Source organism: Amycolatopsis kentuckyensis, from assembly GCF_041679295.1.
GTDB lineage: Bacteria > Actinomycetota > Actinomycetes > Mycobacteriales > Pseudonocardiaceae > Amycolatopsis > Amycolatopsis kentuckyensis_A.
Window position 1 is genome coordinate 1 of record NZ_JBGDMD010000012.1, and the last position, 24,803, is coordinate 24,803.

Genomic DNA, 24,803 nt, shown 5'->3' on the forward strand with positions numbered 1-24,803 from the left:
GGGGTGCGGACGTTCCTGGTCTGCTCGGCGCGGCCGGCGAGTTCCTCGTCCGGCGGGTAGTCCACACCGAGCAGCGTCAAACCGTGAGCCGGGGCGACCGCACTGTCGCGGATCCCGCTCTCGAGCACCTTCACCGGCCAGCCGTCGCTACGGCGGCCGTCACCGACCAAGAGCAGCACGCCGACCAGGCTGCGGACCATCGAATGGCAGAAGGCGTCCGCCGAGACCCGGACCTCCAGCAGGTGCTCGTCCACCCGCGCCCACTCCAGGCGCTGCAGCTCGCGGATCGTCGTGCCGCCGTCGCGTTGCTTGCAGTACGCCGCGAAGTCGTGCAGGCCCAGCAGTTCCGCGGCCGCCGCGTTCATCGCGTCCGTCGACAGTGGACGGTTCCACGCCAGCGTGTCGTGGCGGCGCAACGGGTCCACGCCCCACGGCGCGTCCGAAACCCGGTAGCGGTAGTGCCGGCGGATGGCCGAGAACCGGGCGTCGAAACCCTCGGGGGCGACCCGCGCGCCCAGCACCCGGACGTCGCCGGGCAGCAGGCGGTTCCACCGGCCCGTCATGCGGGCCAGGTCCGGGATGCCGTCCGAAGACACCGGAATACGTCCGGTCGGAGATGAAAGCGGCACGACGTCGACGTGCACCACCTGGCCCGTCGCGTGCACTCCGGCGTCCGTGCGGCCCGCCACGACCACGGACTTGGGCACCGAGGCCCCGGGTGGCTGCCGCTGCAGCGCCTCCTCCAGGAGCCCCTGGACCGTCCGGCGGCCCGGCTGGCGGGCCCAGCCCGAGAAGTCCGTGCCGTCGTAGGAGACGTCCAGGCGCAGACGAACGAGCCCGCCCTCCCCAGGGGGAGTGGCGGGCTCGTCCGGTGTCGAATCTGCCGTCAGGACGTCAGTCCTTCTTGGCGTCCGCGTCGTCCGAAGCCGGGGCCTCGGTCTCCGCGGTGGTGTCCTCGGCCTTGGCCTCCTCGGCAGCGGGAGCCTCCTCGGTGGAGGTGGTCTCCTCGGCAGCCGGAGCGGCGGCGGGCTTCTCGTCCTTCGCGAACTTCGTCTTGCGGGCGCGCTCGGCTTCCGAAGTCACCGTCTTCTCGGCCACCAGCTCGATGACCGCCATCTTGGCGTTGTCACCCTTGCGCGGCATCGTCTTGGTGATCCGGGTGTAGCCACCGTCGCGCTCGGCGAAGTGCGGGCCGATCTCCGCGAACAGCTTGTGGACGACGTCCTTGTCACGGACGACGCGCTGCACCTGACGGCGGTTGTGCAGGTCGCCCCGCTTCGCCTTGGTGATCAGCTTCTCGGCCAGCGGACGGACCCGCTTCGCCTTCGCCTCGGTGGTGGTGATCTTGCCGTGCTCGAACAGCTGCGTGGCCAAGTTGGCCAGGATCAGCCGCTCGTGCGCGGACGACCCGCCGAGCCGGGCTCCCTTGGTAGGGGTGGGCATTGGTTCTCCTAGTTCAGCTCACAGCGTCCAGGCACACGGCCTCAGAGCTGCTCGGTCTCTGCGTAGTCCTGGCCATCGTCGTGGCCGTCCGAAATCCCGTCGGCGATGCCACCGACACCCTCCGACCAGCCTTCACCGTCGTAGCTGGCGGCCGCCGCGGTCGGGTCGAACCCGGGCGGGCTGTCCTTCAGCGCGAGGCCGAGGCCGACGAGCTTGAGCTTGACCTCGTCGATCGACTTGGCGCCGAAGTTGCGGATGTCGAGCAGGTCCGCCTCGCTGCGCGAGACGAGCTCGCCCACCGTGTGGATGCCCTCGCGCTTGAGGCAGTTGTACGACCGGACGGTGAGGTCCAGGTCCTCGATCGGCATCGCGTAGGCGGCGATGGTGTCCGCCTCCTGCGGCGACGGGCCGATCTCGATGCCCTCGGCGTCGACGTTCAGCTCGCGGGCGAGACCGAACAGCTCCACCAGCGTCTTGCCGGCCGACGCGACCGCGTCGCGCGGCGTGATCGACGGCTTGGTCTCGACGTCCAGGATCAGCTTGTCGAAGTCGGTGCGCTGCTCGACACGGGTGGCCTCGACCTTGTAGGTCACCTTGAGCACCGGCGAGTAGATCGAGTCGACCGGGATCCGGCCGATCTCCGCGCCCGCCTGCTTGTTCTGCAGGGCCGGAACGTAACCGCGGCCGCGCTCGACGACGAGCTCGATCTCGAGCTTGCCCTTGCCGTTCAGCGACGCGATGTGCAGATCCGGGTTGTGCACGGTGACACCCGCCGGCGGCACGATGTCGGCCGCCGTGACCTCACCCGGGCCCTGCTTGCGCAGGTACATGGTGACCGGCTCGTCCTCTTCCGAGGACACCACGAGCTCCTTGAGGTTCAGGATGATGTCGGTGACGTCTTCCTTCACCCCGGGAACGGTGGTGAACTCGTGCAGCACGCCGTCGATGCGGATGCTCGTCACGGCCGCGCCCGGGATGGACGACAGCAGCGTACGACGCAGCGAGTTGCCGAGCGTGTAGCCGAAGCCGGGCTCCAGCGGTTCGATGGTGAACCGGGAGCGGGTCTCGTTGACCGTCTCTTCGCCGAGAGCCGGCCGCTGGGAAATCAGCATTCCTTGTTTTCCTTTCCAGACGACGCCCGCCATATGACGTCGAAGGGATGGCGTAGGCGGCGGCGCACCTGTCGCGCCGCCGCCCGTACTCCAGCCGGGGCCGGACTACTTCGAGTAGAGCTCGACGATCAGCTGTTCCTGAACCGGAACATCGATCTGCGCACGCTCCGGGAGCTGGTGGACCAGCACGCGGAGGTTGGACTGGACGACCTGCAGCCACGCCGGGATCGGGCGGTCGCCGAAGGACTCCTTGGCCACGACGAAGGGCAGCATCGAGAACGACTTCGGCCGCACGTCGATGATGTCCCACTTGGTGACCTGGTACGACGGGACGTTGACCTTGACGCCGTTGACCAGGAAGTGGCCGTGGCTCACCAGCTGACGCGCCTGACGGCGGGTGCGGGCGATGCCGGCGCGGTAGATCACGTTGTCCAGGCGGGACTCGAGGATCTGCAGCAGGTTCTCACCGGTCTTGCCGGGACGCCGGACGGCTTCCTTGTAGTACCGGACGAACTGACGCTCGAGAACGCCGTAGGTGTAGCGAGCCTTCTGCTTCTCCTGCGACTGCAGGAGGTACTCGGACTCCTTGATGCGCCCGCGGCCGTGCTGGCCCGGCGGGTAGGGGCGACGCTCGAAAGCCTGGTCGCCGCCGATGAGGTCAACCTTGAGGCGACGCGAAATACGCGTCGCGGGGCCGGTGTAACGAGCCATTTCTTCTTACTCCTCCCCGTTCCTCAGACCCGGCGCCGCTTGGGCGGGCGGCAGCCGTTGTGAGGCTGCGGGGTCACGTCCTGGATGGTGCCGACCTCGAGGCCGGCCGCCTGCAGCGAGCGGATCGCCGTCTCGCGGCCCGAACCCGGGCCCTTCACGAAGACGTCGACCTTCTTCATGCCGTGCTCGGCGGCCTTGCGGGCAGCGTTCTCGGCGGCCATCTGCGCGGCGAACGGGGTGGACTTGCGGGAGCCCTTGAAGCCCACGTGACCACTCGACGCCCACGCGATCACGGCACCGGTCGGGTCCGTGATCGAGACGATGGTGTTGTTGAAGGTGCTCTTGATGTGCGCGTGACCGTGCGCGACATTCTTCTTTTCCTTGCGGCGGACCTTCTTGGCCCCGGCCGCAGTACGAGACTTCGGTGGCATGTTCTGAGGGTTCTCCTGTTAGCGCGCGTTCTCTTGGTGAGCGGCGACCGCTTCGGCCTGGCCGCGCCGGATGATCGAACCGGCGTCGGTGTACAGGTTGCGGAGCGCCATCGGGCGGGCGTAGAGCGCCTTGGGCGAGACACAAGCCGAGCCGCGGCGCTGAACGCCACCCATCTGCACGACCTTCTTGCCCTGGACGCTCACTTCTTGCCAGCCTTCTTCTTGCCGGCAACCGTCTTCTTCGGACCCTTGCGGGTACGGGCGTTGGTCTTCGTGCGCTGCCCGCGGACGGGAAGTCCGCGGCGCCAGCGAAGGCCCTCGTAGCACCCGATCTCGATCTTCCGACGGATGTCGGCGTTCACCTCGCGGCGAAGGTCACCCTCGACCTTGAAGTTCTCTTCGATGTACGTACGCAGCTTCGCGAGGTCGTCATCGCTGAGGTCTTTGACGCGGGTGTCCGCGTTGAGCTCGGCAGCCTTGATGAGCTGCTTCGAGCGGGTACGGCCGATGCCGTAGATGTACGTAAGCGCGATCTCCAACCGCTTCTCGCGGGGGAGGTCTACGCCAGCGAGTCGTGCCATTGGCGCTGATGCTCCTTCATTGAGTTCATCTTCAGGTCTGCTCCCCGTCCGGTTCCGGGACCGACTCGCCTGTCGTGCCCTCGGCTTGCGCCTCGGGTGTCCCAGCCCCGGCCTGAAGTCCGGGGGTGAACCGGGCCATTCGCGTGGCCCGGCAGGTGCGGGGAGGTTGTGTAGCCGTCAATCCACTCTGCTCGAGTGCTTGGCGATCAGATCAGCCCTGCCGCTGCTTGTGCCGCAGGTTCTCGCAGATCACCATGATCCGGCCGTGCCGGCGGATCACCTTGCACTTGTCGCAGATCTTCTTGACGCTCGGCTGGACCTTCACGTCTTCTGCTCTCCTAGTAGCTGCTCTTCGTGATCACTTGTAGCGGTAGACGATGCGACCACGAGAGAGGTCGTAGGGCGAGAGCTCCACGACAACCCTGTCCTCGGGCAGGATGCGGATGTAGTGCTGCCGCATCTTGCCGCTGATGTGTGCCAGGACCTTGTGACCGTTCTCCAACTCGACGCGGAACATCGCGTTGGGGAGCGGCTCGACTACGCGGCCTTCGACCTCGATGGCCCCGTCTTTCTTCGCCATGTCCTCCGCATTTCCCTGTCGGTATCGTCTGTCGCCACACCTGATCAACTCGAGCACTAGTGCTGGGTCGGGTGTTGCGTGGCACACTGGTGCCCGGCTCCCAAGACCGTGAATTCACGAGCGCGCAGGATCCGGGCGCGATAAGTGCGCCGACTTGATAGTGTACGCAGGTCGTGTCGCGACCCCCAAACCGGGGGTGACCATGCTAAAGGACCGTGCAGGTGGACGTGATGGCGATCACCTCGTGTGGGTGAATGCGCAGGTCAGGCTTCTTCGGGTGCGGTGAGCACCCAGGGGCCTTCTTCGGTGATCGCCACCGTGTGCTCCCAGTGGGCCGCGCGGGAGCCATCGGCCGTGACGACCGTCCAGCCGTCGTCCAGCTCGCGGGTCTCGCCGCCACCGCCGGTCAGCATCGGCTCGATCGCCAGGGCCATGCCGGGCTTCAGCCGCGGGCCCTTGCCCGGCTTGCCGACGTTCGGCAGGAACGGGTCCATGTGCATCTGGCGGCCGATGCCGTGGCCGCCGTACTCGACGATCATCCCGTACTCGACGCCGTCGTCGCGGCCCGCGCGTTCGGCGGCCGACTGGACGGCGTAGGAGATGTCGGTCAACCGGCCGCCGGCGCTGACCGCCTCGATGCCGGCCCACATCGCCGCTTCGGTCGCCGCGGACAGCGCCAGGTCGGCGTCGGAGACCGCGCCGACGGCCAGCGTGACGGCGGAGTCGCCGTGCCAGCCGTCGAGGATCGCGCCGCAGTCGACGGAGATGATGTCGCCGTCGGCCAGCACCTGCGTCTTCGCCGGGATGCCGTGGACGATCTGCTCGTTCACCGACGCGCAGATCGACGCGGGGAAACCGTGGTAGCCCTTGAACGACGGCACCGCGCCGGCGTCCCGGATCGTCTGCTCGGCCAGCTCGTCGAGCTCGGCCGTGCTGACACCCGGTTTCGCGATGGCGCGGACCGCCGCGAGCGTGCGGGCGACGACGAGTCCCGCGGCCCGCATCGCCTGCAGCTCGTCCGGGGTCTTGACCTCGATCATGCGCCCACGGCGGAGCACTTGCAGAACACGCAATCCTCCGAGGTTCACGTGCGGTCGCGCAGCGCTTTCAGCACCCGGCCGGAGATCTCCTCGACGCTGCCGACGCCGTCGACGGTCACCAGGATGTCGGCGTAGTACTCCAGCAGCGGCGCGGTGTCCGACACGTAGATCTGCTGGCGGCGGCGGATGACCTCTTCGGTGTCGTCCGCGCGGCCGCGGGACATGAGCCGGCCGACGACGACGTCCTCGGGCACCTGCAGCTGGATCACGGCGTCGAGCGAGACGTCGGCGTCGCCCAGGATCTCCCCGAGCACCTCGGCCTGCTTCGTGTTGCGGGGGAAGCCGTCGAGCAGGAAGCCGGCCTTCGCGTCCGGCTCCGCCAGGCGCTCGCGGACCATTTCGTTCGTCACCGAGTCGGGCACGAGCTCGCCGGAGTCCAGGTAGCGCTTGGCTTCCTGGCCCAGCGGGGTCTCCTGGCCGACGTGCGCGCGGAACAGCTCGCCCGTGGAGATGTGCGGGATGCGCAGCTGCTCCGACAGAGCCACCGCCTGCGTACCTTTGCCCGCGCCGGGCGGACCCACGAGAACCAGCCGCGTCACTTCAAGAACCCTTCGTAGTTGCGCTGCATCAGCTGGCTTTCGATCTGCTTCACGGTGTCGAGCCCGACACCGACCATGATCAGCACAGCCGTGCCACCGAACGGGAAGTTCTGGTTGTTCCCGCTACCGGTCACCGACAGGAAGAAGTTCGGAAGGATCGCGATGATGCCCAGGTACAGCGAACCGGGCAGGGTGATCCGGCCCAGGACGAAGCTCAGGTACTCGGCCGTCGGGCGGCCCGGGCGGATGCCCGGGATGAACCCGCCGAACTTCTTCATCTCTTCCGCACGCTCGTCCACGTTGAACGTGATCGTGATGTAGAAGTACGTGAAGAAGATGATCAGGCCGAAGTACAGCGCGATGTGCACCCAGCTGGACTGGTTCACGATGTAGTTCTTGATGAAGACCTGCCAGCCGGAGTTGCTGTTCTGGTCGCCGACGAGGCGGCTGATCAGGTCCGGCAGGTACAGCAGGGAAGACGCGAAGATGACCGGGATGACGCCGGCCTGGTTCACCTTGATCGGCAGGTAGGTCGACGTGCCGCCGTACATCCGGCGGCCGATCATGCGCTTGGCGTACTGCACCGGGATCCGGCGCTGCCCCTGCTCGACGAAGATGACGCTCGCGATGATCACGAGCCCGAAGATGCAGATCATCGTCAGCGCGATGCCACCGCCGTTGGACAGGATGTTCCCGCCCTCGACCGGGATGCGCGCGGCGATGTTCAGGAAGATCAGGACGGACATGCCGTTGCCGACGCCGCGCTCGGTGATCAGCTCGCCCAGCCACATCATGACGGCGGTGCCCGCGGTCATGGTGATGACGATGATCGCCAGCGAGTAGACGCTGTTGTCCGGAATGATCGGCTGGTCGCAGTCGGGGAAGAGCTGCTTGCGGTCCGCGAGCGCGACCACGCCGGTGGCCTGCAGGATCGCCAGCGCGACCGTGAGGTACCGGGTGTACTGGGTCAGCTTGCCCTGGCCGGACTGGCCTTCCTTCTTCAGCTCCTCGAACCGCGGGATGACCACGGTCAGCAGCTGGATGATGATGCTCGCCGTGATGTACGGCATGATGCCGGTCGAGAAGAGCGACAGCTGCAGCAGCGCACCGCCGCTGAACAGGTTCAGCAGCTGGTAGACGCCTTCCTGCTGCGCCTGGGAGCTACAGGCCTGTACCGCCCCGTAGGAGATCCCGGGTGCCGGAATGGTCGCACCGATTCGGTAGACCGCGACGATGGCTAGCGTGAACAGGATCTTCTTGCGTAGATCCGGCGTCGCGAGAGCCGAGCGGAAGGCGCTGAACACGCGGGGGACCTCCTCGGCGTCGTCGGCCGTCCTCAACCGACGATCGGCTTGGCCGGCACGGGGGCCGGCAGGAACACACAGCACTACTGGCAGGCAAGCCAGGAACGCTTCGGGGCACACTCGTCCCGAAGCGTGTCGCCGACTCTAACAGCTTCACAGGGCGTGTCCGCAGTCCGTGTGCGTTTTCCGTACCAAGGTTGCTCCGGCGGGTTGATCCACATCGCCGTCTTGGCCGTATTCCTTGACAGATTGTGGCTCAAGCGTTCGACGTCGCGAGCACGCCGGCCAGGCCGACGAGGACCACGCCGGTCCCCCGGTCCACGTTCCGGCGGGTCCGCCGGGTGAGCTTGATCGACTTCAGGCCGGCGCCGACCCCGACGTAGACCGAACCGGCCAGGAACTCGGCGAGCAGGTAGACGGCGCCGAGCAGCGCGATCTGCGCTGGAAACGGTCCGTGACCTGCGTCGATGAACTGCGGGACGAACGCGGTGAAGATCAGGATCGCCTTGGGGTTGGTGATCGCGACACCGAACTCCTTGCGCGTCACGCGCCAGGCCGACGCCGGCTGCGTGTCCGGTTCGGGGACGTCCGTTTTGCCCCGGAAAGTCGACCACAACAGGCGCAGGCCGAGGTAGAGCAGGTAGCCGGCGCCGGCCCACTTGATGATCGTCAAGGCGGTCTCGGACGCGGCCAGCAGCTGCCCCAGCCCGGCCGCGACAGCCGTGATCAACAGGGTGAACGCGGCCAGCCGGCCGGCCAGCCCGGCGAGGCCGCGGCGGACACCGTGCGTCATCCCGTGGTGGAGGCCGAGCAGGTTGTTCGCGCCGGGCGTAAGCGCGATGAGGACGGAAGCCCCGAAGAAGACCAGCAGCCACGACACGTCTCCACGGTAGCCGCCGGGGTCAACGGGGTTCTTCGGGTGGGAGCACGGTGATGGCGACGCCGCTGGGCGGGGTCGGGGTGTCGGCGTAGGCGAGGGCCGGGTCGGCCCAGTTCCTGGACGGCAGCGCGGCGACGACCGCCGCGGCAGCGGCCACGGCGGTGGCCGCGATCAGCAGCCACATGCCGGCGGCGGTGGTGACCTCGAAGTCCAGGCCGTCGGCCATGGCGGACAACCCGGGCCCGTCCATCCCGACGGTGAGGACGACACCGCCGGTGAAGAAGGCCCCGGCGCCGATGAGCCACCGGCCGTGGCGAGGCCGCGCGAAGGCGGTGAAAGCGGCGACGGCGAGCAGGATGACGGCGAGGAGGACGGGAATGCCGATCGGCGAGGCGGCCTGCTCGGCGGCTTCCTGACCGGGGACCTCGAGCCGGCTGCCCCAGGCGGTTTCGGTGACGGTGAGCTGGGTGTCGAAGGCCCCCCGCCGGACGCTGACGTGCTGCTGGAGGCGGAAGAGGGGGAAGAAGAGGCCACCGGCGGCCATGAGCGCGGCCGCGGCGGTGAGAGCCGGCGGGAGGAAGCGCAGGAGCTTGGGGGTTTCGGCTGGTGCCTCGGAAGTCGGAGTCGGTTGCGCCGGCTCGGCCGGCGGTGGGGTGGGGGCCGCGCCGGGCAGTTGGGCGACCGGGAAAGGCAGCTGGGCGACTTGCGGGGCGGGGAAGGGGTCCGCACTCGGCGGGGCTGCGGCTTGCGCCGGGAAGTCCAGCGGGTCCGCCGGGGAGCCGATCTCCGGCCGTGCGGCTTCGGCCGGCGGCACCTCCGCGGGGAAGCTCAGCGGCGACCCCGCTCCCGGCTCCACGCCCGCGACCTTCGGGGCCTCCACCGGGAAGCTCAGCGGCGACCCGGAAGGCTCGGGTGGCTCGGGTGGCTCCTGCGACGGTCTGTCCACCCCTCGATCCTCCGTCCGGACCCGCACCGCGGCAAGGAACCTGTCCGGTCAGCCGTCCTCGGGTGGGAGCACCGTGATCACCACGCCCGACGGCGGCGTCGGCGTGTCCGCGTAAGCCGCCTCCGGATCAGCCCAGCGCGGAGCGCCCCGGTGGCTCAGCACCGCCGCCCCCGCGGCCGCCACCACCGCCGCCAGCAGCACCCACGTGCCGGCCAGGGTCGTGGTCTCCGTCTGTACCCGGCCGTCCTCGCCGAGGCCGCGGAAGCCGTGCACCGCGACCGTGCACACCGCCCCGGCCAGGAACGCCGCGCCCACCAGCGTCGTCCGCCGCGCGGGCCGGCGCCGCACCACGGCGAGGACCGCCGCCGCCAGCAGGACCGCGGCCGCCAGCAGCAGCGGGGCGCCCAGTGGTGCCGAGGACGAGCTGATCTCGCCTTGCCCCGGGAACGTGAAGTCGATCCGCCAGGCTCGCAGCGTCGTCTGCGCGATCCCCGACGGTTCCAGCCCGACCGCCTGCTCGGTGCGGAAGAACGGCAGGAACGTCCCCACGACCGTCAACGCCGTCGCGCCCACGACGAGCACCGGCGCCACGAAAGCCCGCACCGACAACCTCCTCGAGAAACGCCGAAGGCCCGCCTGGCGAACCAGACGGGCCTTCGGCGTGAAACTTACTCAGTTGGTGGTGGCGGAGCCACCGGCCGCTTCGAGCTTCTCCTTGGCGGAACCGGAGAACGCGTCGGCGGTGACGTTCAGCTTGACGCCGTTCACGTCGCCGTTGCCGAGGACCTTCACCAGCTTGCCCTTGCGGACCAGCCCGCCCTTGACCAGCTCGTCGGCACCGATGGTGCCGCCGTCCGGGAAGACGCGGGCGATGTCGCCCACGTTCACCGGCTGGTACTCGGTGCGGAAGCGGTTCTTGAAGCCACGCAGCTTCGGCAGCCGCATGTGGATGGGCATCTGCCCACCCTCGAACCCGGCGGGCACGTTCTTCCGGGCCTTGGTGCCCTTCGTACCGCGACCGGCCGTCTTGCCCTTCGAGCCCTCACCACGACCGACGCGCATCTTCTCGCGCTTGGCGCCCGGAGCCGGACGCAGGTGGTGGATCTTGATGGCCGTCATGCCTTGACCTCCTCGACCTCCACCAGGTGGCGGACGGTGTGGATCAGGCCGCGCACCTGGGGGGTGTCTTCACGCACGACGCTCTGGCGGATCTTGCGCAGCCCGAGGGTGCGCAGCGACTCGCGGTGAGCGTGCTTCGTGCCGATCTTGCTCTTGACCTGGGTGACCTTGAGCTGAGCCATGTCAGACCCCCTGGCCCGCGCGCTGGCGCAGCATCCGGGCCGGCGCGACGTCCTCGAGCGGGAGACCGCGGCGGGCCGCGACCTCTTCGGGACGCTGCAGGCCCTTCAGGGCCGCCACGGTCGCGTGCACGATGTTGATCGCGTTGTCGGAGCCGAGCGACTTCGACAGCACGTCGTGGACACCCGCGCACTCCAGCACCGCGCGCACCGGGCCACCGGCGATGACGCCGGTACCGGCGGACGCCGGACGGAGCAGCACGACACCGGCGGCCTCCTCACCCTGGATCGGGTGCGGGATGGTGCCGCCGACGCGGGGAACGCGGAAGAAGTTCTTCTTCGCTTCCTCGACGCCCTTGGCGATGGCCGCGGGAACTTCCTTGGCCTTGCCGTAGCCGACGCCGACCTGACCGTCGCCGTCGCCGACGACCACCAGGGCGGTGAAGCTGAAGCGACGACCACCCTTGACGACCTTGGCGACGCGGTTGATCGTCACGACCTTCTCGAGGTGCGGGGTCTTGTCCTGGGCCGCCCCGCCACGGCCGCTGTCGCGCCGGTCCCGGCGGTCGCGACGGTCACCGCGGTCGTTGCCGCCCTGCCCGCCGGGTCCACCCTGGCCGCCGCCGAATTGCCGTGTACGTCCCGGCATCAGGCTTTCCTTCCATTCACGAACTGCTGCATCGTCAGAACTCCAACCCCGCCTCGCGGGCGGCGTCGGCGAGCGCGGCGATGCGGCCGTGGTAGGCGTTGCCCCCACGGTCGAACACCACGGCCGAGATCCCGGCGTTCTTGGCGCGCTCGGCGACCAGGGCCCCGACCTTGGCGGCCTTGGCCTTCTTGTCGCCGTCGAACGCCCGCAGGTCCGCCTCGAGGCTGGACGCCGACGCCAGCGTGTGGCCGGCCAGGTCGTCGATGACCTGCACGGCGATGTGCCGCGAGGACCGCTTGACGACCAGGCGCGGACGCTGGTCCGTGCCCGAGACCTTCTTGCGGAGGCGGAAGTGCCGACGGGCCTTCGCGACGCGGCGGCGGGTCGAGATGTCCTTGCCCACCGGCTTGCGCTTCGTAGTCGTGTCGCTCATGATCACTTACCCGTCTTTCCGACCTTGCGGCGGATCTTCTCGCCCTCGTACCGCAGGCCCTTGCCCTTGTACGGGTCCGGGCGCCGCAGCCGGCGGATGACCGCCGAGATCTGGCCGACCTTCTGCTTGTCGATGCCGGAGACCGAGAACCGGGTCGGGCTCTCCACCTTGAAGGTGATGCCCTCCGGCGCCTCGATCTTCACCGGGTGGCTGTAGCCGAGGGCGAACTCGAGGTCCGAGCCCTTGGCCTGCACGCGGTAACCGACACCGTGGATCTCGAGCTTCTTCTCGTAGCCCGACGTCACTCCCACGACCAGGTTGTTCACCAGGGTGCGGGTGAGGCCGTGCAGAGCCTTGCTGGTGCGCTCGTCGTCCGGGCGCTTGACCAGCAGGGTGCCGTCGTCGTCGCGCTCGACCGTGATCGGCTCGGCGACGGTGTGCTCCAGGGTCCCCTTGGGGCCCTTGACGCTGATGTGCTGACCGTTGATGGTCACCTCGACCCCGGAGGGGACGGCGACCGGCAGCTTTCCGATGCGTGACATGTCTGTGCCCCCTTCCTTACCAGACGTAGGCGAGGACTTCGCCGCCCACGCTGTTGCGCTTGGCCTGACGGTCCGTCTGCAGGCCACCGGACGTCGAGATGATCGCGATGCCCAGCCCACCGAGAACGGACGGCAGTTCGGTCGATTTTGCGTAGACCCGCAGGCCGGGCTTGGAGACGCGCCGCAGGCCGGCGATGCTCCGCTCACGGTTGGGGCCGTACTTGAGCTCGACGACCAGGTTCTTGTGCTTCTCGCCCGGCTCGTCGTGGTAACCCGCGATGTAGCCCTCGCGCTTGAGGATCTCGGCGATGTTCGCCTTGAGCTTCGAGTGCGGGAGCTTGACCTCGTCGTGGTACGCCGAGTTCGCGTTGCGCAGACGCGTCAAGAAGTCTGCGATGGGGTCGGTCATCGTCATGGTGACCTGTCAACCTTTCTCGCCCTGGTTCCCCGCCCCAAACGAGGGGCGGGGCCTGTGGCGAAGTGGAGTTTTAAAAGAAGCTCTTACCAGCTGGACTTGCGGACGCCGGGCAGCTCGCCCGCGTGCGCCATCTCGCGAAGGCAGATCCGGCAGAGCCCGAACTTGCGGAACACGGCGTGCGGGCGGCCGCACCGCTGGCAGCGGGTGTAGGCGCGCACGGCGAACTTCGGCTTCTTCGCGGCCTTGTGGACCAGTGCTTTCTTGGCCATCGGCTCAGTTCTCCTTGAACGGGAAGCCGAGCTTGCGCAGCAGCGCCCGGCCCTCGTCGTCGTTCGTGGCGGTCGTGACGACGGTGACGTCCATGCCGCGCGGGCGGTCGATGGAGTCGGGGTCGATCTCGTGGAACATCGACTGCTCGTTGAGACCGAACGTGTAGTTGCCGTGGCCGTCGAACTGCTTCGGCGAAAGCCCGCGGAAGTCGCGGATACGCGGCAGCGCGATGGTCAGCAGCCGGTCGAGGAACTCCCACATGCGGTCGCCGCGCAGCGTGACGCGCGCGCCGATCGGCTGGCCCTCGCGCAGCTTGAACTGCGCGATGGACTTGCGGGCCTTCCGGACCTCGGGCTTCTGGCCCGTGATCAGGGCGAGGTCCTTGACCGCACCCTCGATCAGCTTGCTGTCGCGGGCGGCGTCACCGACGCCCATGTTCACGACGACCTTCACGACGCCCGGGATCTGGTGGACGTTGGCGAAGGAGAACTCCGCCTGCAGCTGGCCCTTGATCTCTTCGCGGTAGCGCACCTTGAGGCGCGGCGCGACCTTCTCTGCGGTGGTCATCAGATGTCCTTACCGTTCCGGCGCGAGATCCGGACCTTCTTGCCGTCCTCGCCGATGCGGTAACCCACCCGGGACGGCTTGCCGTCCGAGTCGACGACCATCACGTTGGAGACGTGGATCGGGGCCTCCTGCGTGACGATGCCACCGGACTGCGCACCGCGCTGGGTCTGGGTGATCCGCGTGTGCTTCTTGATCCGGTTCACGCCCTCGACCAGCACTCGGTCGCGCTCGGGGTAAGCCTGGATGACCTTGCCCTTGGCGCCCTTGTCCTTGCCGGCGATGACGACGACCGTGTCGCCCTTCTTCACCTTCATCACAGCACCTCCGGCGCGAGCGAAATGATCTTCATGAACTTTCGGTCGCGCAGCTCGCGGCCCACCGGGCCGAAGATGCGGGTGCCCCGGGGCTCGTTGTCGTTCTTGATGAGCACGGCGGCGTTCTCGTCGAACCGGATGTAGGAACCGTCCGGACGACGACGCTCCTTGACCGTGCGGACGATGACGGCCTTGACGACGTCGCCCTTCTTCACCCCGGCAGCCGGGATGGCGTCCTTCACGGTGGCGACGATGATGTCGCCGATGCCGGCGTAGCGCCGCCCGGAACCACCGAGAACGCGGATGCAGAGGATTTCCTTCGCACCCGTGTTGTCGGCTACCCGAAGCCGCGACTCCTGCTGGATCACGTCAACTCCTGTATGTCGCGCCGGTTCTCGCCCGCTTGTGAAGTCCACACTGGCGAGCCTTGCGGAACTAAAGACTCTGAAAGAGCCCTGCTTACTTGGCCTTCTCCACGATCTGCACCAGGCGCCACCGCTTCGATGCCGACAGCGGGCGGGTCTCCATCAGGGTGACCCGGTCGCCCACGCCCGCCTCGTTGTTCTCGTCGTGCACCTTGACCTTGGTGGTGCTGCGGACGACCTTCGAGTAACGGGGGTGCTTCTTGCGGTCCTCGAGCTCGACCACGATCGTCTTGTTCATCTTGTCCGAGACGACGTAGCCCTCGCGGACCTTGCGGTCGTTCCGGGCCGGCGTCTCGGTGGTGGGCTCGCTCATGCGGCACCTTCACTCTCGGCGTCGGGGGCAACGGACAGGCCGAGTTCGCGCTCGCGCATGACCGTGTAGATCCGCGCGATGTCCGTGCGGACGGTGCGCAGACGGCGGTTGTTGTCGAGCTGCCCGGTCGCCATCTGGAAGCGGAGGTTGAAGAGCTCCTCCTTGTATTCCTTCAGACGCAGGACGAGCTCTTCCGCGGTGAGCTCACGCAGCTCCGATGCCAGAGCACCAGCGTTCGCCATCAGAACTCACCACCTTCACGGGTCACGATGCGGCACTTCATGGGCAGCTTGTGGATCGCGCGGCGGAGCGCCTCACGGGCGGTCTCCTCGTTCGGGAACGAGATCTCGAACATCACGCGGCCCGGCTTCACGTTGGCGATCCACCACTCGGGCGAACCCTTACCGGAACCCATGCGGGTTTCCGCCGGCTTCTTGGTCAGCGGGCGGTCCGGGTAGATGGTCGTCCACACCTTGCCGCCACGCTTGATGTGACGGGTCATGGCGATACGAGCGGACTCGATCTGCCGGTTCGTCACGTAGCTGTGCTCAAGCGCCTGGATGCCGTACTCGCCGAAGCTGACCTTCGTGCCACCCTTGGCGGCGCCGTGGCGCTTCGGGGAGTGCTGCTTCCGGTGCTTGACCCTGCGCGGGATGAGCACGTCTCAGCCCTCCGTCTTTTCTGCGGTCTCGGTGGCCGGAGCCGCCGGGGCCTCGGTCGTGGCGGCAGCGGCCGCGCGACCGGCTTCGGTCGAGGTGGCGGTCGTGCCCGAGGCGCCGGAACGACGCGGACGGGACGGCCGGTCGCTGCGGTCACGGTCGCGACGCGGCGCGCGCTCGGCGGCGTCACGCGCTTCGCGGGCCTTCAGGCCACCGACGAGCTCACCCTTGTAGATCCACACCTTGACGCCGATGCGACCGAACGTCGTCTTGGCCTCGAAGAAGCCGTAGTCGATGTCGGCGCGCAGCGTGTGCAGCGGGACGCGGCCATCGCGGTAGTGCTCGGAGCGGGACATCTCGGCACCGCCGAGACGACCGCCGCACTGCACGCGGATGCCCTTGACCTGCGGCGAGCGCATGGAGGTCTGGATCGCCTTCCGCATCGCGCGGCGGAACGCCACGCGGTTGGAAAGCTGCTCCGCGACCGCCTGGGCGACCAGCTGGGCGTCGGCCTCGGGGTTCTTGACCTCGAGGATGTTCAGCTGGACCTGCTTCTTGGTCAGCTTCTCCAGCGCGCCGCGGATCCGGTCGGCCTCCGCGCCGCGGCGGCCGATGACGATGCCCGGCCGGGCGGTGTGGATGTCCACGCGGACGCGGTCACGGGTGCGCTCGATCTCGACCTTGGAGATGCCGGCGCGCTCCATGCCCGTGGCGAGGAGCTTGCGGATCTTGACGTCCTCGGCCACGTACTCGGCGTACTGCTTGTCGGCGTACCAGCGCGACTTCCAGTCCGTGGTGATACCCAGGCGGAAACCGTGCGGGTTGATCTTCTGGCCCACTACCGGCCACCTGCCTTCTTCTTGCTCTGAGCCTTCGGCGCGACGGCCGGACGCGACTCCACCTCGACGGTGATGTGGCTGGTCCGCTTGCGGATCCGGTACGCGCGGCCCTGGGCCCGCGGGCGGATGCGCTTGAGGGTGGGGCCCTCGTCGGCGTACGCGTTCTTGACCCAGAGCGTCTCCGGGTCCAGCTGAAGGTTGTTCTCGGCGTTGGCCACGGCGCTGGCGAGCACCTTCGCGACCGGCTCGCTGGCCGCCTGCGGGGCGAACCGGAGCACGGCCAAGGCGTCGGCGGCGCTACGTCCCTTGATGAGCTCGATCACCCGGCGCACCTTGGTCGGCGAGTCCCGGACGAAGCGAGCCCGCGCGTAAGCCGTAGGCAGGGCCTCGACCGTCGCGTCGTTCTGGGCGTTCATCGCTACTTCCCTTGTCTGGTTTCGTGCCCGCTCAGCGGCGGCGCGACTTGCGGTCGTCCTTGATGTGGCCCTTGAAGGTTCGCGTCGGGGCGAACTCGCCCAGCTTGTGACCCACCATGGCCTCGGTGACGAACACCGGGACGTGCTTGCGGCCGTCGTGCACGGCGATCGTGTGACCCAGGAAGTCCGGGATGATCGTCGAGCGGCGCGACCAGGTCTTGATGACCGTCTTCTTGCCCGATTCGTTCAGCGCGTCCACCTTCTTGAGCAGGTGGTCGTCCACGAACGGGCCCTTCTTGAGGCTACGTGGCATGTTGTTCTACCTCCCTGCTCAGCGCTTGTTCTTGCCGGTACGCCGGCGGCGGACGATGAGGGCGTCGCTCGGCTTGCGCCGGCGCGTACGACCCTCGGGCTTACCGTTCGGGTTGACCGGGTGGCGACCACCGGAGGTCTTACCCTCACCACCACCGTGCGGGTGGTCGACCGGGTTCATGACGACACCACGGACCGTGGGGCGCTTGCCGCGCCAGCGGTTGCGGCCGGCCTTGCCCCAGTTGATGTTGGCGTGCTCGGAGTTGCCGACCTCGCCGACCGTGGCGCGGTTGCGCACGTCCACGTTGCGGATCTCGCCCGAGGGGAGACGCAGCTGGGCGTACGGACCGTCCTTGGCGACGAGCTGCACCTTCGCGCCGGCGGACCGCGCCATCTTCGCGCCGCCGCCGGGGCGGAGCTCGATCGCGTGGATCACGGTGCCGACCGGGATGTTGCGCAGCGGCAGGTTGTTGCCCGGCTTGATGTCGGCCCGGGGGCCGTTCTCGACGGTGTCGCCCTGCTTCAGCTTCTCCGGCGCGATGATGTAGCGCTTCTCGCCGTCGGCGTAGTGCAGCAGCGCGATGCGAGCGGACCGGTTGGGGTCGTACTCGATGTGCGCGACCTTGGCGGGGATGCCGTCCTTGTCATTGCGACGGAAGTCGATGACGCGGTAAGCGCGCTTGTGGCCGCCACCCTTGTGCCGGGTGGTGATCTTGCCGGACGAGTTGCGACCGCCCGAACCGCTCAGCGGACGAAGCAGCGACTTCTCCGGGGTGGAGCGGGTGATCTCGGCGAAGTCCGAGACGCTCGAACCGCGACGACCCGGGGTCGTCGGCTTGTACTTGCGGATGCCCATTGTCAGCTCAGTCCTTTACGCGGTGGGTCCGCCGAAGATCTCGATCGCCTTGCTCTCGGGCGAAAGAGTCACGATGGCGCGCTTGGTGTCCTTGCGCTTGCCGAAGCCCGCGCGAGTCCGCTTCCGCTTGCCCTGGCGGTTGGCCGTGTTGACGCTGACCACCTTGACGCCGAACACCTTCTCGACCGCGATCTTGATCTGGGTCTTGTTGGCGTCCGGGCGGACGATGAACGTGTACTTGTGGTCCTCGAGCAGCCCGTAGGACTTCTCGGAGATGACCGGCGCGAGCAGGATGTCGCGGGGGTCCGGAATGGCGACCGAACTCACTTCTCGTCACTCCCTTCCGTGACCTCGCCCGACCGCGCGGAAGCCTTGACGGTCTTACCGCGGACGGGGCCGGCGACGAACGCGTCGTACGCGGCCTTGGTGAACACGACGTCGTCGTTGACCAGGACGTCGTAGGTGTTGAGCTGGTCCGCCCAGAGGAGGTGCACCTCGGGCAGGTTCCGCAGGGAAACCCAGCTCAGCTCGTCGGCCCGGTCCAGCACCACGAGCACGCGCTTCGCGGCCGTGACGGCGGCGAGGGCGGTCTTGGCGGCCTTGGTCGACGGCTTCTCACCGGTCACCAGCTCGGTGACGACGTGCAGCTGGCCGGCGCGCGCCCGGTCGGAGAGGGCGCCACGCAGGGCGGCGGCCTTCATCTTCTTCGGGGTGCGCTGCGAGTAGTCACGCGGCGTGGGGCCGTGGACGACGCCACCGCCGACGAACTGCGGCGCGCGGGTCGAACCCTGGCGGGCACGGCCGGTGCCCTTCTGCCGGTACGGCTTCTTGCCGCCACCGGAGACCTCACCACGGGTCTTCGTGTCGTGCGTGCCCTGGCGCGCGGCGGCCTGCTGGGCCACCACCACCTGGTGCATCAGCGCGACATTGGCCTGCACGTCGAAGATCTCCTCGGGGAGGTCCACGGTGCCGTCGGCTTTACCGGCCGGGGTCTTCAGCTCGACGCTTGTCATTCGGAGTTACCACCCTTCGCGGCGCTGCGCACGAACAGCAGGCCGCCCTTGGGACCGGGCACGGCGCCCTTGATCAGCAGCAGGCCGTCCTCGGCACGCACGGCGTGCACGGTCAGGTTCTGCGTGGTGACCCGGTCGTTGCCCATCCGGCCCGCCATGCGCAGGCCCTTGAAGACGCGGCCGGGGGTGGCGCAGCCACCGATCGAACCCGGCTTGCGGTGCACGGCCTGGGCACCGTGGCTCGCGCCCTGGCCCTTGAAGCCGTGGCGCTTCATGACACCGGCGTAGCCCTTGCCCTTGCTGGTACCGGTCACGTCGACCTCGACGCCGGCGGCGAACACCTCGGCGGTGATCTCCTGGCCGACCTCGTAGGTCTCGGCGTCGGTGGTACGCAGCTCCGCGAGGAAGCGCCGCGGGGTCACGCCCGCCTTGTCGTAGTGGCCGGTGCGCGGCTTGTTCACCTTGCGCGGGTCGACCGCGCCGAACGCCAGCTGCACGGCCTTGTAGCCGTCCTTCTCCTGGGTCCGAACCTGGGTGACCACGTTCGGACCGGCCTTCACGACGGTGACCGGGACAACCCGGTTCTGCTCGTCGAAGACCTGGGTCATGCCGAGCTTGGTGCCCAGGATGCCCTTCATCTGCCTGTCAGACATGAGTCTCTTATCTCCGCCGCTCGCCCAACGCTTACTGGATGTTGACGTCGACGCTCGCCGGCAGGTCGATGCGCATGAGCGCGTCGACCGTCTTCGGCGTCGGGTCGAGGATGTCGATCAGACGCTTGTGCGTGCGCATCTCGAAGTGCTCGCGCGAGTCCTTGTACTTGTGCGGCGAGCGGATGACGCAGTAAACGTTCTTCTCGGTGGGCAGCGGCACCGGCCCGACGACCCGGGCGCCGGTGCGCGTGACCGTCTCCACGATCTTGCGCGCCGAGGTGTCGATCGCCTCGTGGTCGTAGGCCTTGAGCCGGATGCGGATCTTCTGTCCCGCCATGGTGGCTGCTCGTTCCTTGTCGTCTCGTGCCGCTATCTCACAAACCCCGCCGGGTGTTTCCACCCTGAGCCTGGGTTTCCGCAGTTCAACGGCCCTGTCCCCGGTCCACGCGGTCGGGCGTGTCGCGCCCGACGCACAGACGGATCCCGCGGGATCGTCGTCTTGCCTGGTCTTCCTCAACGTGAGGAGGCTATGAGCCGGCTGACCGTCTCACTGCCCTTGCCCGCTCGCCTGCAACCCGAAGGAAGAGCTCGGCGGACCGTGGCCACTCGCACCAGGGCGGCCGGACCCCTGACAGGGATCGGCCGCCCCAGGACGAGCAACCTGAATAGTGTCGCACACGTGATTTGACGCCCCTGACCCGGGGGTGTATTACCCCCGGGCGGGGCGCGAAATCACTTGATGATCTTGGTGACCTGACCCGCACCGACGGTGCGGCCGCCCTCGCGGATCGCGAAGCGCAGGTTCTCGTCCATGGCGACCGGCTGGATCAGCTGCACCGAGATGTCGGTGTTGTCGCCCGGCATGACCATCTCGGTGCCCTCGGGGAGGGTCACGACGCCGGTCACGTCGGTGGTGCGGAAGTAGAACTGCGGGCGGTAGTTGTTGAAGAACGGGGTGTGACGGCCACCCTCGTCCTTCGACAGGATGTAGACCCGGCCCTCGAAGTCGGTGTGCGGGGTGGTGGTGCCCGGCTTCACGACGACCTGGCCGCGCTCGACGTCCTCGCGCTTGATGCCGCGGAGCAGGAGGCCGACGTTGTCGCCCGCCTGGCCCGAGTCGAGCAGCTTGCGGAACATCTCGACACCGGTGACAGTCGTCTTCTGCGACTTCTCCTTGATGCCGACGATCTCGACCTCTTCGTTCACGTTGACCACGCCACGCTCGACGCGGCCGGTGACGACGGTGCCGCGACCGGTGATGGTGAAGACGTCCTCGATCGGCATGAGGAACGGCTTGTCGAGCTCACGCACCGGGTCCGGCACGTTGTCGTCGACGGCGGTCATCAGCTCGAGAACGGCCTCGGCCCACTTCGCGTCGCCCTCGAGGGCCTTCAGGCCCGAGACGCGCACGACGGGGGCGTCGTCGCCGGGGAACTCCTGCGAGGACAGCAGCTCGCGGACCTCCAGCTCGACGAGCTCGAGGATCTCCTCGTCGTCGACCATGTCGGCCTTGTTCAGCGCGACCACGATGTAGGGCACGCCGACCTGGCGGGCGAGCAGCACGTGCTCACGGGTCTGCGGCATCGGGCCGTCGGTCGCGGCCACGACCAGGATCGCGCCGTCCATCTGGGCGGCACCGGTGATCATGTTCTTGATGTAGTCCGCGTGACCGGGGGCGTCGACGTGCGCGTAGTGACGCTTCTCGGTCTGGTACTCGACGTGCGAGATGTTGATCGTGATACCGCGCTGGCGCTCTTCGGGCGCGTTGTCGATCTGGTCGAACGCACGCGACTCGTTGAGCTCGGGGTACTTGTCGTGCAGAACCTTGGTGATCGCCGCGGTCAGCGTGGTCTTGCCGTGGTCGACGTGACCGATGGTCCCGATGTTGACGTGCGGCTTGCTCCGCTCGAACTTCGCCTTCGCCACTGGAATGTCCTCCTGGACTGGTTTCGCTTTGTGCTCGGGGGCCGGCGTGGCTGCCGACCCCCGAATGTTCCTTCGTCGGTGCTAGCGGACGTTCAGGAGAGTCCCTTAATGCCCGCGCGCGGTGAGGGGTTTTACTCCCCCGTCGCCTTCGCGATGATTTCCTTCGCGACGTTCGCGGGAACCTCGGCGTAGGAGTCGAACACCATGGAGTAGTTCGCCCGGCCCTGCGTGCGGGACCGGAGGTCACCGACGTAGCCGAACATCTCCGACAGCGGGACCAGCGCCTTCACGACGCGGGTGCCCGACCGCTCCTCCATGGCCTGGATCTGACCACGGCGGGAGTTGAGGTCACCGATGACGTCACCCATGTAGTCCTCGGGCGTGGTCACCTCGACCGCCATCATCGGCTCCAGGATCACCGGGCCGGCCTTCTTCGCGGCTTCCTTCATCGCCATGGAACCGGCGATCTTGAACGCCATCTCCGAAGAGTCGACCTCGTGGTAAGCACCGTCCAACAGGGTGAACTTCAACCCGACGAGCGGGTATCCGGCCAGCACGCCGTACTGCATGGCGTCCTGCGCACCGGCGTCCACCGACGGGATGTACTCCCGCGGCACGCGACCACCGGTCACCTTGTTGTCGAACTCGTAGAGCGCGCCATCGGTGCGCTCGAGCGGCTCCAGCTTCACGATGACCTTCGCGAACTGGCCGGAACCACCGGTCTGCTTCTTGTGGACGTAGTCGAGCTTGTCCACCGTCTTCTTGATCGTCTCGCGGTAGGCGACCTGCGGCTTGCCGATGTTCGCCTCGACCTTGTAGTCGGACTTCATCCGGTTCACCAGCACCTCGAGGTGCAGCTCGCCCATGCCCGCGATGATCGTCTGGCCGGTGTCCTCGTCCAGCTTGACCTGGAACGTCGGGTCCTCTTCGGCCAGCTTCTGGATCGCCAGGGACAGCTTCTCCTGGTCGGCCTTCGTCTTCGGCTCGATCGCGACCCGGATGACCGGCTCGGGGAACGTCATCGACTCCAGCACGATCGGGTTCTGCGGGTCCGCCAGGGTGTCACCCGTGGTGGTGTCCTTCAGCCCGATGACCGCGTAGATGTGGCCGACCTGGGCGTCGTCGACCGGGTTCTCCTTGTTGGAGTGCATCTGGAAGATCTTCCCGATGCGCTCCTTGCGCTCCTTGGTCGCGTTGATGACCTGCGCCCCGGCGGCGACCTTGCCCGAGTACACCCGGATGTAGGTCAGCTTGCCGAAGAACGGGTGCGCGGCGATCTTGAACGCGAGCGCGGCGAACGGCTCGTCGACCGAGGCCTTGCGGGTCACGACGGTCTCGCCGTCGGACAGCAGGCCTTCGACGGCCGGGACGTCCAGCGGCGACGGCAGGTAGTCGATCACCGCGTCGAGCATGGGCTGCACGCCCTTGTTCTTGAACGCGGAGCCGGCCAGGACCGGGAACGCCTCGCGGGTGATGACCAGCTTGCGGATGCCGGACTTGATCTCGGCCTCGGAGAGCTCTTCGCCCTCGAGGAACTTCTCCATGAGGGAGTCGTCCGTCTCGGCGACGGCCTCGATCAGCTTCTCCCGGTACTCCGCGGCGCGGTCGGCCAGGTCGGCGGGGATGTCCTCGACCGAGTAGTCCTCGCCCTTCTGGACCTCGCCGCGCCAGGTCAGCGCCTTCATGCGGACCAGGTCGATGACGCCTTCGAAGTCGTTCTCGGCGCCGATCGGGAGCTGGATCGCCAGCGGCTTGACGCCGAGGCGCTCCGTGATCGTCTTCAGGGTGTAGTAGAAGTCCGCACCCAGCTTGTCCATCTTGTTGACGAAGCAGATGCGCGGGACGTCGTACTTGTCCGCCTGCCGCCAGACCTGCTCGGACTGCGGCTCGACGCCTTCCTTGCCGTCGAAGACCGCGACCGCGCCGTCGAGCACCCGCAGGTTGCGCTCCACCTCGACGGTGAAGTCGACGTGCCCGGGGGTGTCGATCAGGTTGATCTGGTAGTCGTTCCAGAAGGTGGTGGTGGCAGCCGAGGTGATGGTGATACCCCGCTTCTGCTCCTCCTCCATCCAGTCCATGGTGGCGGCGCCGTCGTGGACTTCACCGATCTTGTAGTTGACCCCGGTGTAGAACAGGATCCGCTCGGTGGTGGTGGTCTTGCCGGCGTCGATGTGCGCCATGATGCCGATGTTGCGGACCTTGTTGAGGTCGGTCAGCACTTCACGTGCCACGAGAATGTTCCCCTGTCTCAAGCGTGGGGCCCGGCATGGCTTGCATCTGATGCCGGGCGGAAATCACCAGCGGTAGTGCGCGAAGGCCCGGTTGGACTCGGCCATCTTGTGCGTGTCCTCGCGACGCTTCACGGAGGCCCCGAGGCCGTTCGACGCGTCCAGGAGCTCGTTCTGCAGGCGCTCGATCATCGTCTTCTCGCGGCGGGCCTGCGAGAAGGAGACCAGCCAGCGCAGCGCCAGGGTCGTCGAGCGACCCGGCTTGACCTCGATCGGCACCTGGTAGGTGGCACCACCGACGCGGCGGCTCTTCACCTCGATGGTGGGCTTCACGTTGTCGAGGGCGCGCTTCAGCGTGACGACCGGGTCGGTGCCCGTCTTCTCGCGAGCGCCTTCGAGCGCGCCGTACACGATGCGCTCGGCCAGGGACCGCTTCCCGTCCTTCAGCACCTTGTTCACCAGCTGGGTGACCAGCGGGGAGGCGTAGACGGGGTCGGAGATCAGCGGCCGCTTCGGGGCCGGACCCTTGCGGGGCATTAGCTCTTCTCCTTCTTCGCGCCGTACCGGCTGCGCGCCTGCTTGCGGTTCTTGACACCCTGCGTGTCGAGCGAACCGCGGATGATCTTGTAACGGACACCCGGAAGGTCCTTCACACGACCACCACGCACGAGCACCATCGAGTGCTCCTGCAGGTTGTGGCCCTCACCGGGGATGTAGGCGGTGACCTCGATGCCGCTGGTCAGCTTCACACGCGCGACCTTGCGCAGCGCCGAGTTCGGCTTCTTGGGGGTCGTGGTGTACACGCGAGTGCACACGCCACGCCGCTGCGGGCTCCCCTTGAGGGCCGCGGTCTTCTGCTTGGCAGCCTTGTCCTGGCGGCCCTTGCGGACCAGCTGCTGGATCGTGGGCAATGGACCAGCTTCCTGTCGTGATCTGCTTCTTCGTGTCTTCACCGGCCCCCGCGGTCGGGCGTGTCGGCCCGCGTCACGGTCTCTCGACCGGTAACTTCCCGGAGGGATTTTCCGTCGGAACCCCGACCTGCCGA

At 67.8% G+C, this 24,803-nt stretch carries 40 protein-coding genes; all 40 read right to left on the bottom strand.

Annotated features, from left to right (window positions below):
* A partial coding sequence (gene truA / locus ACERZO_RS40020) for a tRNA pseudouridine(38-40) synthase TruA (protein WP_372671531.1) occupies positions 1-821 on the bottom strand: 821 nt, incomplete at its 3' end.
* 73 nt (positions 822-894) lie between these two features.
* Positions 895-1,443, bottom strand: coding sequence for a 50S ribosomal protein L17 (rplQ, locus tag ACERZO_RS40025; RefSeq protein ID WP_372671235.1), 549 nt, complete (start codon positions 1,441-1,443; stop codon positions 895-897).
* A 41-nt stretch (positions 1,444-1,484) separates the two neighbouring features.
* Positions 1,485-2,555 carry a DNA-directed RNA polymerase subunit alpha gene (locus ACERZO_RS40030; RefSeq protein ID WP_004558887.1) on the bottom strand — a complete coding sequence of 357 codons (1,071 nt, stop codon included), beginning with the start codon at positions 2,553-2,555 and terminating at the stop codon, positions 1,485-1,487.
* Positions 2,556-2,660: 105 nt separating this feature from the next.
* The gene (gene rpsD, locus ACERZO_RS40035) at positions 2,661-3,266 is read right to left on the bottom strand and encodes a 30S ribosomal protein S4 (RefSeq protein WP_013222624.1); all 606 of its coding nucleotides are present in this window, start codon (positions 3,264-3,266) and stop codon (positions 2,661-2,663) included.
* 23 nt (positions 3,267-3,289) lie between these two features.
* A complete protein-coding gene (gene rpsK / locus ACERZO_RS40040; RefSeq protein ID WP_004558885.1) occupies positions 3,290-3,697 on the bottom strand; it encodes a 30S ribosomal protein S11 in 408 nt (135 codons plus the stop codon).
* Between the two features lie 18 nt (positions 3,698-3,715).
* Entirely contained in the window at positions 3,716-3,901 is a 186-nt protein-coding gene (locus tag ACERZO_RS40045) for a hypothetical protein (protein ID WP_013222623.1), read from the bottom strand.
* Positions 3,898-4,278 (bottom strand): 30S ribosomal protein S13, encoded by a 381-nt coding sequence (gene rpsM / locus ACERZO_RS40050; protein ID WP_004558883.1) that lies wholly within the window; start codon positions 4,276-4,278, stop codon positions 3,898-3,900. Before rpsM ends, ACERZO_RS40045 begins: the two co-directional genes overlap by 4 nt.
* A 211-nt stretch (positions 4,279-4,489) precedes the next feature.
* The gene (rpmJ, locus tag ACERZO_RS40055) at positions 4,490-4,603 is read right to left on the bottom strand and encodes a 50S ribosomal protein L36 (protein ID WP_004558882.1); all 114 of its coding nucleotides are present in this window, start codon (positions 4,601-4,603) and stop codon (positions 4,490-4,492) included.
* Between the two features lie 33 nt (positions 4,604-4,636).
* Positions 4,637-4,858, bottom strand: coding sequence for a translation initiation factor IF-1 (gene infA, locus ACERZO_RS40060; RefSeq protein WP_004558881.1), 222 nt, complete (start codon positions 4,856-4,858; stop codon positions 4,637-4,639).
* A 263-nt stretch (positions 4,859-5,121) separates the two neighbouring features.
* A complete protein-coding gene (gene map, locus ACERZO_RS40065) occupies positions 5,122-5,898 on the bottom strand; it encodes a type I methionyl aminopeptidase (protein ID WP_372671236.1) in 777 nt (258 codons plus the stop codon).
* A gap of 44 nt (positions 5,899-5,942) precedes the next feature.
* Positions 5,943-6,497 (bottom strand): adenylate kinase, encoded by a 555-nt coding sequence (locus ACERZO_RS40070; protein WP_086681357.1) that lies wholly within the window; start codon positions 6,495-6,497, stop codon positions 5,943-5,945.
* A complete protein-coding gene (gene secY, locus ACERZO_RS40075; protein ID WP_364462560.1) occupies positions 6,494-7,801 on the bottom strand; it encodes a preprotein translocase subunit SecY in 1,308 nt (435 codons plus the stop codon). The genes ACERZO_RS40070 and secY overlap by 4 nt, the downstream gene beginning before the upstream one ends.
* Positions 7,802-8,057: 256 nt before the next feature.
* On the bottom strand, positions 8,058-8,681 hold the full coding sequence (locus ACERZO_RS40080; RefSeq protein WP_372671237.1) for a LysE family translocator: 624 nt from the start codon (positions 8,679-8,681) through the stop codon (positions 8,058-8,060).
* A gap of 22 nt (positions 8,682-8,703) precedes the next feature.
* Positions 8,704-9,627 carry a hypothetical protein gene (locus ACERZO_RS40085; protein WP_372671238.1) on the bottom strand — a complete coding sequence of 308 codons (924 nt, stop codon included), beginning with the start codon at positions 9,625-9,627 and terminating at the stop codon, positions 8,704-8,706.
* 48 nt (positions 9,628-9,675) lie between these two features.
* On the bottom strand, positions 9,676-10,230 hold the full coding sequence (locus tag ACERZO_RS40090) for a hypothetical protein (RefSeq protein ID WP_372671239.1): 555 nt from the start codon (positions 10,228-10,230) through the stop codon (positions 9,676-9,678).
* A 69-nt stretch (positions 10,231-10,299) separates the two neighbouring features.
* The gene (rplO, locus tag ACERZO_RS40095; protein WP_372671240.1) at positions 10,300-10,746 is read right to left on the bottom strand and encodes a 50S ribosomal protein L15; all 447 of its coding nucleotides are present in this window, start codon (positions 10,744-10,746) and stop codon (positions 10,300-10,302) included.
* The gene (gene rpmD, locus ACERZO_RS40100; protein WP_033291195.1) at positions 10,743-10,928 is read right to left on the bottom strand and encodes a 50S ribosomal protein L30; all 186 of its coding nucleotides are present in this window, start codon (positions 10,926-10,928) and stop codon (positions 10,743-10,745) included. The genes rplO and rpmD overlap by 4 nt, the downstream gene beginning before the upstream one ends.
* 1 nt (position 10,929) lies before the next feature.
* Entirely contained in the window at positions 10,930-11,574 is a 645-nt protein-coding gene (gene rpsE, locus ACERZO_RS40105; RefSeq protein WP_004558874.1) for a 30S ribosomal protein S5, read from the bottom strand.
* Positions 11,575-11,608: 34 nt separating this feature from the next.
* Positions 11,609-12,007 carry a 50S ribosomal protein L18 gene (gene rplR, locus ACERZO_RS40110; RefSeq protein ID WP_372671241.1) on the bottom strand — a complete coding sequence of 133 codons (399 nt, stop codon included), beginning with the start codon at positions 12,005-12,007 and terminating at the stop codon, positions 11,609-11,611.
* A gap of 2 nt (positions 12,008-12,009) precedes the next feature.
* On the bottom strand, positions 12,010-12,549 hold the full coding sequence (gene rplF / locus ACERZO_RS40115; RefSeq protein WP_364462188.1) for a 50S ribosomal protein L6: 540 nt from the start codon (positions 12,547-12,549) through the stop codon (positions 12,010-12,012).
* A 16-nt stretch (positions 12,550-12,565) separates the two neighbouring features.
* Positions 12,566-12,964 carry a 30S ribosomal protein S8 gene (rpsH, locus tag ACERZO_RS40120; RefSeq protein WP_004558871.1) on the bottom strand — a complete coding sequence of 133 codons (399 nt, stop codon included), beginning with the start codon at positions 12,962-12,964 and terminating at the stop codon, positions 12,566-12,568.
* Between the two features lie 86 nt (positions 12,965-13,050).
* Positions 13,051-13,236 (bottom strand): type Z 30S ribosomal protein S14, encoded by a 186-nt coding sequence (locus ACERZO_RS40125; RefSeq protein ID WP_004558870.1) that lies wholly within the window; start codon positions 13,234-13,236, stop codon positions 13,051-13,053.
* Between the two features lie 4 nt (positions 13,237-13,240).
* Positions 13,241-13,804, bottom strand: coding sequence for a 50S ribosomal protein L5 (gene rplE, locus ACERZO_RS40130; RefSeq protein WP_247015084.1), 564 nt, complete (start codon positions 13,802-13,804; stop codon positions 13,241-13,243).
* Positions 13,804-14,118 (bottom strand): 50S ribosomal protein L24, encoded by a 315-nt coding sequence (gene rplX, locus ACERZO_RS40135; protein ID WP_086675498.1) that lies wholly within the window; start codon positions 14,116-14,118, stop codon positions 13,804-13,806. The genes rplE and rplX overlap by 1 nt, the downstream gene beginning before the upstream one ends.
* Entirely contained in the window at positions 14,118-14,486 is a 369-nt protein-coding gene (gene rplN / locus ACERZO_RS40140) for a 50S ribosomal protein L14 (protein ID WP_004558867.1), read from the bottom strand. The genes rplX and rplN overlap by 1 nt, the downstream gene beginning before the upstream one ends.
* 91 nt (positions 14,487-14,577) lie before the next feature.
* Positions 14,578-14,856, bottom strand: coding sequence for a 30S ribosomal protein S17 (rpsQ, locus tag ACERZO_RS40145; RefSeq protein ID WP_372671242.1), 279 nt, complete (start codon positions 14,854-14,856; stop codon positions 14,578-14,580).
* Positions 14,853-15,098: a 50S ribosomal protein L29 gene (gene rpmC, locus ACERZO_RS40150; protein WP_086675500.1), complete on the bottom strand. Its 246-nt coding sequence runs from the start codon at positions 15,096-15,098 to the stop codon at positions 14,853-14,855. The genes rpsQ and rpmC overlap by 4 nt, the downstream gene beginning before the upstream one ends.
* On the bottom strand, positions 15,098-15,517 hold the full coding sequence (rplP, locus tag ACERZO_RS40155) for a 50S ribosomal protein L16 (RefSeq protein WP_004558864.1): 420 nt from the start codon (positions 15,515-15,517) through the stop codon (positions 15,098-15,100). The genes rpmC and rplP overlap by 1 nt, the downstream gene beginning before the upstream one ends.
* A gap of 3 nt (positions 15,518-15,520) precedes the next feature.
* A complete protein-coding gene (gene rpsC / locus ACERZO_RS40160) occupies positions 15,521-16,354 on the bottom strand; it encodes a 30S ribosomal protein S3 (protein WP_072474761.1) in 834 nt (277 codons plus the stop codon).
* Positions 16,354-16,770, bottom strand: coding sequence for a 50S ribosomal protein L22 (gene rplV / locus ACERZO_RS40165; protein ID WP_372671243.1), 417 nt, complete (start codon positions 16,768-16,770; stop codon positions 16,354-16,356). Before rplV ends, rpsC begins: the two co-directional genes overlap by 1 nt.
* A 31-nt stretch (positions 16,771-16,801) precedes the next feature.
* Positions 16,802-17,083: a 30S ribosomal protein S19 gene (gene rpsS / locus ACERZO_RS40170; protein ID WP_003102083.1), complete on the bottom strand. Its 282-nt coding sequence runs from the start codon at positions 17,081-17,083 to the stop codon at positions 16,802-16,804.
* Positions 17,084-17,101: 18 nt separating this feature from the next.
* Entirely contained in the window at positions 17,102-17,938 is an 837-nt protein-coding gene (gene rplB, locus ACERZO_RS40175) for a 50S ribosomal protein L2 (RefSeq protein ID WP_086675502.1), read from the bottom strand.
* Between the two features lie 15 nt (positions 17,939-17,953).
* Positions 17,954-18,265: a 50S ribosomal protein L23 gene (gene rplW, locus ACERZO_RS40180; protein ID WP_003102087.1), complete on the bottom strand. Its 312-nt coding sequence runs from the start codon at positions 18,263-18,265 to the stop codon at positions 17,954-17,956.
* Entirely contained in the window at positions 18,262-18,951 is a 690-nt protein-coding gene (gene rplD, locus ACERZO_RS40185) for a 50S ribosomal protein L4 (RefSeq protein WP_372671244.1), read from the bottom strand. Before rplD ends, rplW begins: the two co-directional genes overlap by 4 nt.
* Positions 18,948-19,604, bottom strand: coding sequence for a 50S ribosomal protein L3 (gene rplC, locus ACERZO_RS40190; protein ID WP_086675504.1), 657 nt, complete (start codon positions 19,602-19,604; stop codon positions 18,948-18,950). The genes rplD and rplC overlap by 4 nt, the downstream gene beginning before the upstream one ends.
* Before the next feature lie 31 nt (positions 19,605-19,635).
* Positions 19,636-19,941, bottom strand: a complete 306-nt coding sequence (rpsJ, locus tag ACERZO_RS40195; RefSeq protein WP_003102098.1) for a 30S ribosomal protein S10 — start codon at positions 19,939-19,941, stop codon at positions 19,636-19,638.
* A 395-nt stretch (positions 19,942-20,336) separates the two neighbouring features.
* Positions 20,337-21,530: an elongation factor Tu gene (gene tuf, locus ACERZO_RS40200; RefSeq protein WP_360597555.1), complete on the bottom strand. Its 1,194-nt coding sequence runs from the start codon at positions 21,528-21,530 to the stop codon at positions 20,337-20,339.
* 131 nt (positions 21,531-21,661) lie between these two features.
* A complete protein-coding gene (fusA, locus tag ACERZO_RS40205) occupies positions 21,662-23,761 on the bottom strand; it encodes an elongation factor G (RefSeq protein ID WP_372671245.1) in 2,100 nt (699 codons plus the stop codon).
* Positions 23,762-23,824: 63 nt separating this feature from the next.
* Positions 23,825-24,295, bottom strand: coding sequence for a 30S ribosomal protein S7 (gene rpsG, locus ACERZO_RS40210; protein ID WP_003102106.1), 471 nt, complete (start codon positions 24,293-24,295; stop codon positions 23,825-23,827).
* On the bottom strand, positions 24,295-24,669 hold the full coding sequence (gene rpsL, locus ACERZO_RS40215) for a 30S ribosomal protein S12 (RefSeq protein ID WP_003102113.1): 375 nt from the start codon (positions 24,667-24,669) through the stop codon (positions 24,295-24,297). The genes rpsG and rpsL overlap by 1 nt, the downstream gene beginning before the upstream one ends.
* Positions 24,670-24,803 lie beyond the last annotated feature (134 nt).

What these genes read in the sequence shown, in the direction of transcription:
- rplC (WP_086675504.1), bottom strand. Translation starts at nt 19,604, where the DNA reads ATGTCTGACAGGCAGATGAAGGGCATCCTGGGCACCAAGCTCGGCATG.
- rpsS (WP_003102083.1), bottom strand. Translation starts at nt 17,083, where the DNA reads ATGCCACGTAGCCTCAAGAAGGGCCCGTTCGTGGACGACCACCTGCTC.
- rpsJ (WP_003102098.1), bottom strand. Translation starts at nt 19,941, where the DNA reads ATGGCGGGACAGAAGATCCGCATCCGGCTCAAGGCCTACGACCACGAG.
- ACERZO_RS40125 (WP_004558870.1), bottom strand. Translation starts at nt 13,236, where the DNA reads ATGGCCAAGAAAGCACTGGTCCACAAGGCCGCGAAGAAGCCGAAGTTC.
- rpmD (WP_033291195.1), bottom strand. Translation starts at nt 10,928, where the DNA reads ATGGCTCAGCTCAAGGTCACCCAGGTCAAGAGCAAGATCGGCACGAAG.
- rpsM (WP_004558883.1), bottom strand. Translation starts at nt 4,278, where the DNA reads ATGGCACGACTCGCTGGCGTAGACCTCCCCCGCGAGAAGCGGTTGGAG.
- rplB (WP_086675502.1), bottom strand. Translation starts at nt 17,938, where the DNA reads ATGGGCATCCGCAAGTACAAGCCGACGACCCCGGGTCGTCGCGGTTCG.
- rplD (WP_372671244.1), bottom strand. Translation starts at nt 18,951, where the DNA reads ATGACAAGCGTCGAGCTGAAGACCCCGGCCGGTAAAGCCGACGGCACC.
- rpsD (WP_013222624.1), bottom strand. Translation starts at nt 3,266, where the DNA reads ATGGCTCGTTACACCGGCCCCGCGACGCGTATTTCGCGTCGCCTCAAG.
- rpsK (WP_004558885.1), bottom strand. Translation starts at nt 3,697, where the DNA reads ATGCCACCGAAGTCTCGTACTGCGGCCGGGGCCAAGAAGGTCCGCCGC.
- ACERZO_RS40030 (WP_004558887.1), bottom strand. Translation starts at nt 2,555, where the DNA reads ATGCTGATTTCCCAGCGGCCGGCTCTCGGCGAAGAGACGGTCAACGAG.
- rplX (WP_086675498.1), bottom strand. Translation starts at nt 14,118, where the DNA reads ATGAAGGTGAAGAAGGGCGACACGGTCGTCGTCATCGCCGGCAAGGAC.
- rplF (WP_364462188.1), bottom strand. Translation starts at nt 12,549, where the DNA reads ATGTCACGCATCGGAAAGCTGCCGGTCGCCGTCCCCTCCGGGGTCGAG.
- rpmC (WP_086675500.1), bottom strand. Translation starts at nt 15,098, where the DNA reads ATGGCGAACGCTGGTGCTCTGGCATCGGAGCTGCGTGAGCTCACCGCG.
- rplO (WP_372671240.1), bottom strand. Translation starts at nt 10,746, where the DNA reads ATGACGGCCATCAAGATCCACCACCTGCGTCCGGCTCCGGGCGCCAAG.
- rplE (WP_247015084.1), bottom strand. Translation starts at nt 13,804, where the DNA reads ATGACCACCGCAGAGAAGGTCGCGCCGCGCCTCAAGGTGCGCTACCGC.
- rpsQ (WP_372671242.1), bottom strand. Translation starts at nt 14,856, where the DNA reads ATGAGCGAGCCCACCACCGAGACGCCGGCCCGGAACGACCGCAAGGTC.
- map (WP_372671236.1), bottom strand. Translation starts at nt 5,898, where the DNA reads ATGATCGAGGTCAAGACCCCGGACGAGCTGCAGGCGATGCGGGCCGCG.
- rpsG (WP_003102106.1), bottom strand. Translation starts at nt 24,295, where the DNA reads ATGCCCCGCAAGGGTCCGGCCCCGAAGCGGCCGCTGATCTCCGACCCC.
- rplV (WP_372671243.1), bottom strand. Translation starts at nt 16,770, where the DNA reads ATGAACGCCCAGAACGACGCGACGGTCGAGGCCCTGCCTACGGCTTAC.
- rplR (WP_372671241.1), bottom strand. Translation starts at nt 12,007, where the DNA reads ATGAGCGACACGACTACGAAGCGCAAGCCGGTGGGCAAGGACATCTCG.
- rplQ (WP_372671235.1), bottom strand. Translation starts at nt 1,443, where the DNA reads ATGCCCACCCCTACCAAGGGAGCCCGGCTCGGCGGGTCGTCCGCGCAC.
- infA (WP_004558881.1), bottom strand. Translation starts at nt 4,858, where the DNA reads ATGGCGAAGAAAGACGGGGCCATCGAGGTCGAAGGCCGCGTAGTCGAG.
- rpsE (WP_004558874.1), bottom strand. Translation starts at nt 11,574, where the DNA reads ATGCCGGGACGTACACGGCAATTCGGCGGCGGCCAGGGTGGACCCGGC.
- rpsH (WP_004558871.1), bottom strand. Translation starts at nt 12,964, where the DNA reads ATGACGATGACCGACCCCATCGCAGACTTCTTGACGCGTCTGCGCAAC.